This window comes from Achromobacter sp. 1014246743 (assembly GCF_059760725.1).
Genome location: NZ_JCBANA010000040.1, coordinates 31,948 through 44,116, shown reverse-complemented (window position 1 = coordinate 44,116; position 12,169 = coordinate 31,948). Strand labels below are relative to the sequence as shown.

Annotated in this window: 9 protein-coding genes; 3 read left to right on the top strand and 6 right to left on the bottom strand. The window is 67.1% G+C overall.

The window, feature by feature from the left end; translation table 11 throughout:
* The 4 genes from leuS to AC6LJ2_RS17780 form a co-directional block, all read right to left on the bottom strand.
* Window positions 1-2,658: a leucine--tRNA ligase gene (gene leuS / locus AC6LJ2_RS17795; RefSeq protein ID WP_263912400.1), complete on the bottom strand. Its 2,658-nt coding sequence runs from the start codon at window positions 2,656-2,658 to the stop codon at window positions 1-3.
* Between the two features lie 86 nt (window positions 2,659-2,744).
* The gene (locus AC6LJ2_RS17790) at window positions 2,745-3,965 is read right to left on the bottom strand and encodes an MFS transporter (RefSeq protein ID WP_263912398.1); all 1,221 of its coding nucleotides are present in this window, start codon (window positions 3,963-3,965) and stop codon (window positions 2,745-2,747) included.
* Window positions 3,966-4,023: 58 nt separating this feature from the next.
* Window positions 4,024-4,536, bottom strand: a complete 513-nt coding sequence (locus AC6LJ2_RS17785; protein WP_263912397.1) for a MarR family winged helix-turn-helix transcriptional regulator — start codon at window positions 4,534-4,536, stop codon at window positions 4,024-4,026.
* 211 nt (window positions 4,537-4,747) lie between these two features.
* On the bottom strand, window positions 4,748-5,206 hold the full coding sequence (locus AC6LJ2_RS17780; protein WP_049072689.1) for an HU family DNA-binding protein: 459 nt from the start codon (window positions 5,204-5,206) through the stop codon (window positions 4,748-4,750).
* 377 nt (window positions 5,207-5,583) lie between these two features.
* Between AC6LJ2_RS17780 and AC6LJ2_RS17775 the strand changes: the two genes are divergently transcribed.
* The 3 genes from AC6LJ2_RS17775 to AC6LJ2_RS17765 all read left to right on the top strand — a co-directional run bounded on the left by AC6LJ2_RS17775 (window position 5,584) and on the right by AC6LJ2_RS17765 (window position 9,519).
* Window positions 5,584-6,735, top strand: coding sequence for a D-alanyl-D-alanine carboxypeptidase family protein (locus AC6LJ2_RS17775; protein ID WP_263912395.1), 1,152 nt, complete (start codon window positions 5,584-5,586; stop codon window positions 6,733-6,735).
* A gap of 86 nt (window positions 6,736-6,821) precedes the next feature.
* Window positions 6,822-7,694 carry a phosphonopyruvate hydrolase gene (locus AC6LJ2_RS17770; protein WP_498151836.1) on the top strand — a complete coding sequence of 291 codons (873 nt, stop codon included), beginning with the start codon at window positions 6,822-6,824 and terminating at the stop codon, window positions 7,692-7,694.
* Between the two features lie 73 nt (window positions 7,695-7,767).
* On the top strand, window positions 7,768-9,519 hold the full coding sequence (locus AC6LJ2_RS17765; RefSeq protein WP_498151835.1) for a SulP family inorganic anion transporter: 1,752 nt from the start codon (window positions 7,768-7,770) through the stop codon (window positions 9,517-9,519).
* 13 nt (window positions 9,520-9,532) lie between these two features.
* Here AC6LJ2_RS17765 and AC6LJ2_RS17760 read toward each other — a convergent pair whose 3' ends face one another.
* Window positions 9,533-10,291 carry an ABC transporter ATP-binding protein gene (locus tag AC6LJ2_RS17760; protein WP_263912392.1) on the bottom strand — a complete coding sequence of 253 codons (759 nt, stop codon included), beginning with the start codon at window positions 10,289-10,291 and terminating at the stop codon, window positions 9,533-9,535.
* The gene (locus tag AC6LJ2_RS17755; RefSeq protein ID WP_498151834.1) at window positions 10,288-12,165 is read right to left on the bottom strand and encodes an ABC transporter permease; all 1,878 of its coding nucleotides are present in this window, start codon (window positions 12,163-12,165) and stop codon (window positions 10,288-10,290) included. The genes AC6LJ2_RS17760 and AC6LJ2_RS17755 overlap by 4 nt, the downstream gene beginning before the upstream one ends.
* Between the last annotated feature and the right edge of the window lie 4 nt (window positions 12,166-12,169).

Genomic DNA, 12,169 nt, shown 5'->3' with positions numbered 1-12,169 from the left:
TCAGCCTACGACGTTGACCAGTTTGCCCGGGACCACGATAACCCGCTTGGGCGGGCGGCCTTCCAGGTAGCGGGCGACTTCTTCCTGGGCGGCGGCGAGCTGTTCGATCTCTTCCTTGGCGGCCTTGGCGGCCACGCGGATCGAACCGCGCAGCTTGCCGTTGACCTGCAGCATCAGTTCGATTTCGTCCGCCACCAGCGCGGCTTCGTCGACATGCGGCCACGGCGCGTCGAGCAGGTCGCCCAGCTCTTTGGCGTAGCCCAGGTCTTGCCAGAGGTGCCAGGTGATGTGCGGCACCACCGGATACAGCACGCGCAGCAGCACGCCCAGCGTTTCCGTGTAGGCGGCGTCGGCATGGGCGCCTTCGGGCAGCTTGGCGTCGTCGATGGCGTTGAGCATCTTCATGCACGCCGACACGACGGTGTTGTACTGGATGCGCTGGTAGTCGTAGTCGGCCTGCTTGAGCAGGTTGTAGACCTCGCGGCGCAGATCCTTCACGGGGGCGGGGGCGTCGGCCCAGTTGGCGCCGGCGGCCAGGCCGCGCGCCACGGTGTCGCGCTGTGCGTAGCTGATGGACCACAGGCGGCGCAGGAAGCGGTTCGAGCCTTCGACGCCGGAATCGGACCATTCAAGGGTCTGCTCGGGCGGGCTGGCGAACATGACGAACAGTCGTGCGGTATCCGCGCCCAGCGTGTCGATCAGCGATTGCGGATCGACGCCGTTGTTCTTGGACTTGGACATGGTGCCCACGCCGCCATAGGTGATGTCGGAGCCGTCGGACTTGAGCTTGGCGCCAGTGATGGCGCCGCGGGCGTCATAGACGTTTTCGACCTCTTCGGGCCAGAAGTATTCGATGCCGCCCTGGGCGTTCTTGCGCGAGTAGATGTGGTTCAGCACCATGCCCTGGCACAGCAGCTTGGTGAAGGGCTCGTCGAAATTGAGCAGGCCCATGTCGCGCATGACCTTGGTCCAGAAACGGGCGTACAGCAGGTGCAGGACCGCGTGCTCGATGCCGCCGATGTATTGATCCATCGGCATCCAGTAGTCGTTGCGCGCGTCGACCATGGCGGTGTTGTTGCCCGGCGACGTGTAGCGCATGAAATACCAGGACGAATCCACGAAGGTGTCCATCGTGTCCGTTTCGCGGCGCGCGGGCTTGCCGCAGCTGGGGCAGGCGCAGGACAGGAAGGCTTCGTTCTTGGTCAGCGGGTTGCCGCTGCCGTCCGGGATCAGGTCGTCGGGCAGGACGACCGGCAGGTCTTTTTCGGGGACCGGCACGGGGCCGCAATCGGCGCAGTGGATGATGGGGATCGGGGTGCCCCAGTAGCGCTGGCGCGAGATGCCCCAGTCGCGCAGGCGCCAGGTGGTCTGTTTTTCGCCCAGGCCTTGCGCGCCCAGGTCGGCGGCGATGGCGTCCACGGCCTCTTTGTGCGACAGGCCGTCGTACTTGCCGGAATGGATGGTGCGGCCGGCCTGCTTGTCGCCGTACCATTCCTGCCAGGCGTCGGTGGAATAGGCCTTGCCGGCCACGTCCACGACCTGGCGGATCGGCAGGTTGTATTTCTTGGCGAAGGCGAAGTCGCGTTCGTCGTGGGCGGGCACGCCCATGACGGCGCCGTCGCCGTAGGTGATCAGCACGTAGTTGCCGACCCAGACTTCGACCTGGTCACCGGTGATCGGATGGGTGACGTAAAGGCCGGTGGGCATGCCTTCTTTTTCGCGCGTGGCCAGTTCGGCTTCGGTGGTGCCGCCCAGCTTGCATTGCTCGATGAAGGCGGCCAGCGCCGGGTTGGACTGCGCGGCGTGCGTGGCCAGGGGGTGCTCGGGGGCCACGGCGCAGAAGGTCACGCCCATGATGGTGTCGGCGCGGGTGGTGAAGACGTACAGCTTGCCGTCCTGGATCAGCTGGCCGTCCTGGCCGGCGATCTGGTGCGGGAAGGCAAAGCGCAGGCCTTCGGACTTGCCGATCCAGTTTTCCTGCATCAGGCGCACACGCTCGGGCCAGCCGGGCAGGTCGTTTTGGACGGCGCCCAGCAGTTCGTCGGCGTAGTCCGTGATGCGCAGGTAGTAGCCGGGAATTTCGCGCTTTTCAACCGGCGCGCCCGAGCGCCAGCCGCGGCCGTCGATGACCTGTTCATTGGCCAGCACGGTCTGGTCGACCGGGTCCCAGTTGACGACCTGGGTCTTGCGGTAGGCGACGCCCTTTTCGAGCATCTTCAGGAACAGCCACTGGTTCCATTTGTAGTATTCGGGGTCGCAGGCGCACATTTCGCGCGACCAGTCGATTGCCAGGCCCATCGACTTCATCTGCTTCTTCATATAAGCGATGTTGTCGTAGGTCCATTTGGCCGGCGGCACCTTGGACTTGATGGCGGCGTTCTCGGCCGGCATGCCGAAGGCGTCCCAGCCCATCGGCATCAGGACGTTGTAGCCCCGCATGCGCAACTGGCGAGCCATCATGTCGTTGATGGTGTAGTTGCGCACGTGGCCCATGTGCAGCTTGCCGCTGGGATAGGGCAGCATCGAGCAGGCGTAGAACTTCGGCTTCTCGGAGCCGTCCGGGTTCTTTGCGTGTTCTTGGACCAGATAGGCGTCGCGGGCCTGCCAGTCTTGGTGGGCGGCCGCTTCGACGGTAGTGGGGAGGTAACGTTCCTGCATGGGCTCGTGCGCGATGGCGAAAAAGGGGTGAGCCGCCCTCGCGCACGGGGCGCGGGGGCGGTCAAAACCCCTGATTATAGGAGGTGCTAGGCGCGGATAGGGGACGGGGCCGTTTCCGGGATGCGGGCACTGGCCGCCAGCATGCCATACGCCAGGGTTATGGCCCCGAGAACGGCGCCCGCGGTGACCACGCCGGGCCAGCCAAAATGGGAGTACAGCCAGGACGATACCAGCGATCCGGTGGCCCCGCCGATGAAATAGCTGGTCATGTAGCCGGCGGTCAGGCGGCTGCGGGCCTCGGGGCGCAGGCGGTAGAGCGAACTGGTATTGGTGACGTGGACGCCCTGGATGGCCAGGTCCTGGATCAGGATGCCGGCCAGCAGGGCGATCACCGAGGCCTGGCCGAAGGCCATCAGGCCCCAGGAGGCCACGAGGAGCAGCAGCCCGATCCGGGTGGCCTGGTTGCCCAGGCCGCGGTCGGCCAGCCGGCCAAAGCGGTTGGCGGCATAGGCCCCGGCCGCGCCGGCCAGGCCGAACAGCCCGATCGTCGTGTTGTTGAATTGGTAGGGCGGGCTGGACAACAGGAAGGTCAGGGGCGTCCAGAGCATGCTGAAGGCAGCAAACAGCAGGAAGCCCAGCAGCGAACGGCCGCGGAACAGGGGCTCTTCGGCGTACATGCGAAAGATCGATCCCAGTAGTTGCGGGTAGCTCATGCCGGCCTGGGGCGCGTGGCGCGGCAGTACCTTCCAGAGGGCGCACGACATGCCCAGCATCAGGATGGCGGCGACCCAGTAGACGGTGCGCCAGCTGCCCAGGTCGGCCAGTGCGCCGGCGACGGTTCGGGCCAGCAGAATGCCAAGCAGCAGGCCGCTCATGACCGTGCCCACGGCCTTGCCGCGTTCGTGCGGAGCGGCCAGCGTGGCCGCGAAGGGCACCAGGATCTGTGCCACTACCGACAGCGTGCCGGTGATGGCGGTGCCGAGCATCAGGGTGGTGATATCGGGGGCGAATGCGGAAACCAGCAGTCCGCCCGCGGACAGGAAGGTCATCAGCACGATCAGGCTGCGCCGCTCGAACAGGTCGCCCAGGGGCACCAGGAGGAGCAGGCCGATCGCATAGCTGAGCTGCGCGGTCATGACGATACTGCCGGCGGCGGCGGTGGACAGCGTGAACTGCTGGCTGATGGTGTGCAGCAGCGGTTGCGCGTAATAGTTGCTGGCGACGGCCAGGCCGGTGGCGACCGACATCAGCAGGATGACGGGCGCGGTGAGCGGGGCGGGCTGGGCGGTGCGGGAGGGGGAGTTCATGCGGAGCAATGCGTGGATGAAGAGCCGGGCAAGCGGGGCCCGGTACCGAGGCGACGGATCAGGCGTCGACGCCGCCAGGCGTTTCCTGGTCGTGAGGGATCAGCAGTTTTTTCAGCAGGCCGGCCATCTGGCGGCGTTCGGTGGCGGTCAGCGGGGCGAGCAGGGCGTCGAGCTCGCGCAGATAGTCCTTGAGTACCAGCTTGATGACGCGCAGGCCTTCGGCGGTGAGCGCGACGATGACGCCGCGGCGGTCTTCGGGGTTGGGCGTGCGCGCCAGCAGGCCAGCCTGTTCCAGGCGGTCCAGGCGGTTGGTCATGGCGCCGGAGGTCAGGAGCAGCGCGTCCACCAGTTTCTGTGGGTTCATCGCGTGGGGTGCGCCGGTGCGGTACAGCGTGGCCAGCACGTCGAATTCACCCTGATGCAGGTGATAGCGCTTGAACGCACGGTTCACGTCGCGCGCGGCGAAAGCGTTGAAACGAAACACGCGGCTGACGACGCTCATGGGCGAGATATCCAGGTTGGGGCACTCGCGGGCCCATTGCGACAGCACCTGATCGACCAGATCGTTCATGATGGCTTTATATGAAGTTTCTTTACATAAAGATAAATTCTAGCAGCTTGGCCGCAGGTCATGCAAAGCGAGCATGCGGGACGACAGGTCTGCCGAACGCGCCGTGGCCTCAGGCGCGCGGTCAGGGAGGAACATCGGACCGTGAAAAAAGAAAGGGCCCGCCCCTTGCGGGGCAGGCCCTTTCCGGCTTGACCGGATACTCGCGCGGAAATTACTGCGCGGCGTCCTTCAGCTTCTTGAGCGGGCGAACCTTCACCTTGACCGAAGCCGGCTTGGCGGGGAACCAGCGCTCTTCGCCGGTGAACGGATCCTTGCCGAAGCGCTTGGCCTTGGCGGGAACCTTCTGCACGGCAACCTTGAACAGGCCGGGCAGCGTGAATTCGCCAGCGCCCTTCTTGTCCACGGAGCTCAGCACCGAGGTTTCCAGGCTGGCCAGGACGGCCTTGACGGCCTTGGCTTCAACGCCGGACTGCTCGACGATGTAGGCGATCAGCTGGGTCTTGTTCAGAGCAGCCTTGATAGCCTTGGGGGCGGCAGCAACCTTCTTGGCGGCAACGACCTTCTTGGCAGCGGGCTTCACTGCGGGTTTGGCGGCGGTAGCCTTCTTTGCGGGCGCCTTGGCGGCGGGCTTGGTGACTTTCTTGGCAGGAGCTTTTGCTTTCGTGGCCATGGTCAAAATCCGTATGTTGAGGACATTGGGGCAGCGCGCGCCGAATATCGGCGTTTGACGCTACGCGCCCGATGATAGCGGAACCTCGGCGGTTTTTGCGCCTTTCTACGGGCCTTTCGATCAATGTTTGTTGTTTTCCACGCAGAAAAACCCTTTCTGCAAGGGCTCGCGCAAAATGTCGTGACAATCGCAGCGATTTTTTCAGTGCGCCGCGCAGCGCGAAAAACGCTTGATTGAAGGGGTTTTGAACCATCCGCGCGCAACGTGTTCCAATGCATCGCGGCGCGCATCGGCCGGGTGGGACGGCGGCTTCGCGGCCGTTTGCCTGTCGGCCGCCGGCGCGCCATTCCCACCCCGCATGGAAGTGAAGCAGTCATATGTTGATGAAGAAGTTGGCGGCGAGCGTGCTCGTTGCGACCGCGTGTATGTCCAGCGCCCTGGCGCAATCGATGCCGCAACCGGCGCTGTCGGCCAAAGCCTGGCTGTTGCTGGATGAGACCAGCGGGCAGGTGATTGCCTCGCAAGGCGCCAATGCCCGGATCGAGCCGGCGTCGCTGACCAAGATCATGACGGCGTACGTGGTGTTCGGCGCGCTGCACGACAAGGAAATTTCGCCCGACCAGAAAGTGACCATCTCGACGCGGGCCTGGAAGGTGCCGGCGGGCAGCTCGAAGATGTTCCTGGAGCCCGGTTCGAAGGTGTCGGTGGACCTGTTGCTGCGCGGCCTGATGATCCAGTCGGGCAACGATGCGGCCATTGCGCTGGCCGAGGCGGTGTCGGGCAGTGTCGAGGCCTTCGTGGCCCGCATGAACGATACGGCCGTGAAACTGGGCCTGCACGGCACGCATTTCGCCAGTCCGCATGGCCTGCCGGACGCGGGCACGTATTCCACGGTCAGTGACCTGTCGATCCTGGCCACGCGCTTCATCCGCGATTATCCCGAGCTGTACAAGTCCTATGACTCGGCCAAGACCTTTACCTATAACAATATTACCCAGCCCAATCGCAACCGCCTGTTGTGGCTGGATCCCAGCGTGGACGGCCTGAAAACCGGCCACACCGAGGCGGCGGGCTATTGCATCGTGGCGACTGCCCGGCGCCCGAACGGCACGGATCAGCGGCGCCTGGTGACGGTGGTGGTGGGCACGGCCTCGGACAAGCTGCGCACGCAGGAAAGCCGGGAGTTGCTGGAGTGGGGCTTCCAGGGCTTCAAGACCGTCAAGCTGTATGCCAAGGGCCAGCCGGTGGCAACGCCCGAGGTCTGGAAAGGCCAGGCCGACATGCTGAAGGCGGGTTTTGCGCGCGACGCCTATGTGACGGTGCCGGCGGGCGCGAAGGTGGAGTCGGTCTGGACGCCGCAGGACCCGCTGGTGGCGCCCATCGCGGCGCAGGCCACGGTGGGATCGCTGCGCGTGATGGTCGACGGCAAGCCGGCCATGCAGTTTCCGGTGGTGGCGCTGGAGCCCGTGGCCGAGGCCGGATTCGTCGGCCGCACCTGGGATTCCATCCGCCTGTGGTGGCGCGGCTAACGGCAATATCGAAGAGCGGGCAGGGCATTTAGTGTAAAAAATGCCTTGGCCGGGGCACTGTGCGCCGGATCTTCAGGTTGCCCCCCATGTCCCGCAACGCCCGTTTTCGCCAGCAACTGCAGCATGCCACCCTGATGCACGCCATGTCGGCGCACAATCCCTTGTCGGCCAGGCTGGCGGCCGACTCAGGATTCGACGCGATCTGGGGCAGCGGCTTCGAACTGTCGGCCAGCTATGCGGTGCCGGATGCCAACATCCTGTCGGCCGGCCAGCATCTGGACATGATGCGGGCCATCGCCGCCGTCGTCGATATCCCCGTCATTGCGGACATCGACACGGGTTTCGGCAACGCCATCAACGTGGCCTACGCCGTGCCGCAATACGAAGCGGCGGGCGTATCGGCCGTGGTGATGGAAGACAAGACCTTTCCCAAGGACACCAGCCTGCGCGCCGACGGCCGGCAGGAACTGGTGCGTACGGAAGAATTCCAGGGCAAGCTCGAAGCGGCCTGCGCCGCACGCCGCGACCCGGATTTCTGCGTCATTGCGCGCACCGAGGCGCTGATCGCCGGCCTGGGCCAGGCCGAGGCCCTGGCACGCGCCTCGGCTTATGAAGCCGCCGGCGCCGACGCCATCCTGATCCATTCCAAGCAGACCACGCCCCACGAAGTGCTGGCCTTCATCGCAGCCTGGCAGGGTCGGGTGCCGCTGGTGCTGGTGCCCACGGCCTACCCGCAACTGCGCGAGGCCGACATCCAGGCGCTGGGCAAGGTGGGGCTGGTGATCTACGGCAACCATGCGATCCGCGCGGCCGTGGGGGCGATGCGCGACGTGTTCGCCCGCATCCGGCGCGATGGCGGCATCCATGCCGTGGATGCGGCGTTGCCGACGGTGCGCGATATCATCGACCTTCAAGGCGATGCGGGCATGCGCGAACTGGAACGCAAGTTCCTGCGGTGAACGCGTTGCCATTCGAAGAAAAACCAGGGGTGGGGCAATGGGGGCGGTAGGACGCAGGGCGTGGCTGACGCGCATGTTTGGCGATTGGGTGCCGGAAGTGGGCGCCGTGACGCTGCGCGCGGACCTGGCCGCCGGCCTGCTGGGCGCCTTGCTGGTGCTGCCGCAGGGCGTGGCGTTTGCCACGCTGGCGGGATTGCCGCCGCAATACGGCCTGTATTCGGCCATCGTGCCCTGTATTGTCGCGGCGCTGTTCGGCTCCAGCCGTCATGTCATGTCGGGCCCCACCAATGCGAATTCGCTGGCGCTGTTCGCGGTGCTGACGCCGCTGGCGGTGGCAGGCAGCCCCGGCTATATCGAGCTGGCGCTGGCCGTGACGGTGCTGGTCGGATTGATGCAGTGGCTGGTCGGCACGCTGCGGCTGGGCTCGCTGGCGCATTTCATTTCACCTTCGGCGCTGTTCGGCTTCACCAGCGGCGCGGCCGTGCTGATCGCCGTGCATGCCTTGAAAGACGCGCTGGGCCTGCCGGCGCCGGCCTCGCACGGGGCGGGCACCCTGTTGGCCAGCGTGGTGGCGAACGCTGGCCAGATCCAGGCGGGCGCGGTGCTGGTGACGGCCGTGACGCTGGTCTGCGCGCTGCTGGTCAAGCGCTGGGACAAGCGCAAACCCTACATGTTGGCGGGCTTGGCAGCGGGGGCGCTGGTCGCCGCGGCGTTCAATGCATTGACCGCGCAACATGGGGCTGCGCCCGTGCCGGTGCTGGGCGACCTGGCGCAACCCTGGCCGCCGTTCCACGTGCCCAGCGTCGACTGGCGGGCCCTGCCGGACCTGCTCAGCCTGGCGTTTGCGTTGACCATCGTGGCGCTGGCGCAGTCGATTTCCATCGCCAAGGCGGTGGCCGCGCGCTCGGGGCAGCGCATCGATGCCAATCGTGAATTCATCGGGCAGGGGCTGTCCAACGTGGTGGGTGGGTTCTTTTCCTGCTATTTGTCCTGCGGCTCGCTGAACCGGTCGATTCCCAATTACGAGGCGGGTGCCCGCACGCCGCTGGCTTCGGTATTTTCGGCGTTGCTGCTGATGGCGCTGGTCGCGTTGACCGGACCGCTGCTGTCGCAGATTCCGCATGCGGCCATTGCCGGCCTGTTGCTGCTGGTGGCGTGGACTTTGCTGGACGTGCCGCGCTGGCGCCAGCTGATCCGCACGCAGCCGGGCGAATGCGCGATTGCCGCGGCCACGTTGGCGGCCACCATCACCATTCGCATGGAAGTGGCCATTCTGCTGGGCACCGTACTGTCGCTGATGGTCTATCTGCACCGCACGTCGCGACCGGCGATGCGCACCATGGGCTTTGATTCGCGCGGGCTGGACCGCCGCTTCGTGGTGCTCGAGGCGCAGCCGGAAGCACTGCCGGAATGCCCGCAGCTCAAGCTGCTGCGCATGGAAGGGTCGGTCTATTTCGGGGCCGCCGCGCACGTAGCGCAGCGCCTGCAGGAATTGCGCACCGCGCCTGATGCGCCGCGCCATCTGCTGGTCATGGCCAAGAGCATGAATTTCATCGACCTGGCCGGCGCCCAGGTCTGGGATGACGAGCTGGCGGCGCGACGTGCGATGGGGGGCGACCTGTACTTCCACCGGCCCCGGCCCGAAGTGCTGGCCATGTGGCGCCGCACGGGCTTTCTGGACAGGCTGGGCGCGGACCACGTGTTTCCCGACAAGGCCACGGCGCTGCACGCCATCTACGCCAAATTGGACCGCGGCATCTGTGCGGGCTGCCAGGCCAAGGTGTTCTGGGAATGCCAGCCGGACAGCCCGCAGTCCGGCGGTTGATCGCGCATGCCGTTCAGGCCCGCGGCGTTTCGGTGCCCAGGTAGGCGGCCTTGACCCGTTCGTCGGCCGCGATGGCGTCAGGGGGGCCTTCGGCCAGCAGGCTGCCGCGCACCAGCACTGCGATGCGGTCGGCATGCTTGAAGACGACGTCCAGGCTGTGCTCGGTGAACAGCACCGCCATGCGCTGCGTATCGGCCAGTTCACGCGTCAGGCGCATCAGCGCGTGGCGCTCGTTGGTGGCCATGCCGGCGGTGGGTTCGTCCATCAGCAGCAGGCGCGGGCGGTGTGCCAGCGCCATGGCCAGTTCCACCCGCTTGACCTCGCCATAAGCCAGTACGCCGCAGGGCGTGGCAGCCTGGTCGGCCATCTGCACCTGCGCCAGCAAGGCGCGGGCTTCGTCGACGGCGTGCGCGGCGGCGCGGCGCCAGGGCCGAAACAGCAGGCGGTCGCGCGACAGCAGCGCGGTCTGCACGTTTTCCAGCACCGTCATCGAGCGAAAGGTGGCGGCGGTCTGAAACGTGCGGCCCACGCCCAGCCGGCAGATCCGGCCGGCCGCCAGGCCCACCAGTTCCTGGCCATCCAGCCGCACGGACCCGGCATCGGGACGCAGTTGGCCACCCAGCGCATTGAAGCAGGTGGACTTGCCGGCGCCGTTCGGGCCGATCAGCGCCAGCATCTGGCCGGCGTCGAGGTCGAACGAGACATCGGCCAGCGCGTCGATGCCGCCGAACGACTTGCGCAGCTTGCGTACTTGCAGCAAGGGACCGCTCATGCGTGCCTCCGGCGCAGGCGCCGGGCCGCGCCGGCCAGGCCCTCGGGAAAGAGCATGACCAGCGCCAGGATGGCCAGGCCCAGCACCGCGTGCCAGTATTCGGTGCTGCGGGCCGCGGTGTCCTGCAGCCAGGTGTAGGCCGCCGCGCCGACCAGCGGGCCGGCCAGCGTCTGCAAGCCGCCCAGCAGCACCATCACCAGGCCGTCGACCGAGCGGCTGACGCTGAGCGCATCGGGGGCGATGCTGCCTTTCGAGAACGCATACAGCGAGCCCGCCAGCCCCGCCGCCAGCGAGGCCGCGACAAAGCCTGCCCATTGGATGCGGCGCGTATCCATCCCCAGCGCCTCGGCCCGCAAGGCCGAATCACGGACACCGCGCAGGGCGTAGCCCAGCGGCGCAAACGCCAGCCGCCGCAGCCACCAGACGCCCAGCACGCACAGCGCCAGCGTCACGTAATAGAAACCCGGCCCCTGCGTCAGCCAGCGTGAGGGCCACAGGCCGATCAGGCCGTTGCTGCCGCCCGTCACGTCGTCCCATTGGTAGGCGGTGGCCCAGAGAATCTGCGCCACCGCCAGGGTCAGCATGGCCAGGTACACGCCCGACAGGCGCACGCAGAACCAGCCGAACAGCAACGCGCCCAGCACGGCAGCAAAAGGGCCCAGCAGCAGCGCGGCCTCCATCGGCAGCGCCGCCATTTTCAGCAGCAATGCGGCGCCATAGGCGCCCAGGCCGAACCACGCGGCGTGGCCGAACGTGGTCATGCCGGCCAGTCCGGTCAGGAAATGCAGGCTGGCGGCAAACAGGGCGGCGATCAGCACTTCGGTCAGCAGGATGCCCAGGTACGGCCACTGCGCCGCCGCCAGCGGCGCCAGCACCAATAGCGCCAGCAGCGCGCCATAGGCCAGGCGCACGCGGCGGCCGGCGGGGACGATGGGCGGTTCGGCGGCGGGGGCCTGCGACGACGGTGCGGGCGGCTTGCCCAGCAGGCCCCAGGGCCGCGTCACCAGCACCACCGCCATGACGGCGAATTCGGCCAGCAGGGTCAGTTTGGACAGATTGAAGGCCCACGGTCCGAACTGCACCTGGCCGATGAAGACGAACACGGCCTTGACGCAGCAGATCAGCAGCGCTGCCAGGAAGGCGCCGGGAATCGAGCCCAGGCCGCCCACCACCACGACCACGAAGGCGCTGGCGATGATCTCCAGGTCCAGCCCCAGCGTGGCGGGCACGCGCGGCGCGGCCAGCGCGCCGCCCAGGCCGGCCAGGAAGGCGCCCAGCGTGAAGGCGGAGGTGAACAGCCAGGCCTGGTTGACGCCCAGCGCGGCCAGCATGTCGCGATTTTCCGAGGCGGCGCGCAGCAAACGGCCCCAGCGGGTGCGCATGAGCAGCAGCCACAGCAGGCCCAGCACCACGGGGCCGGCGGCGATCAGCAGCAAGTCGTATTGGGGAAAGCGGCGGCCCAGGATGTCGACGGCGCCCGACAGGCCCGGCGCGCGCGCCGAGAACAGGTCTTCGGGGCCCCACAGCGCCAGCGCGGCGTCGCCGATGACCAGCACCAGGGCAAAGGTCGCGAGCAACTGGAACAGTTCGGGGGCGCGGTACAGGCGCTTGAGCACCAGCAGCTCGGCGGCCGCCCCGACCAGGCCGGTGGCCAGCGCTGCCAGCAGCAGCCCGGCCCAGTAGCCCGGGCCGTCGCCGAAATAGCGGGTGAAGGTCCACGCCAGGTACACGCCCAGCATGTAGAACGAGCCGTGCGCGAAGTTCACCACCCGCGTGACGCCGAAGATCAGCGACAGGCCGGCGGCCACCAGGAACAGCGCGCTGGCGTCGGCCAGGCCGTTGAGCAGCTGCGACAGCAGCCCGGACAGGCTCATCGGG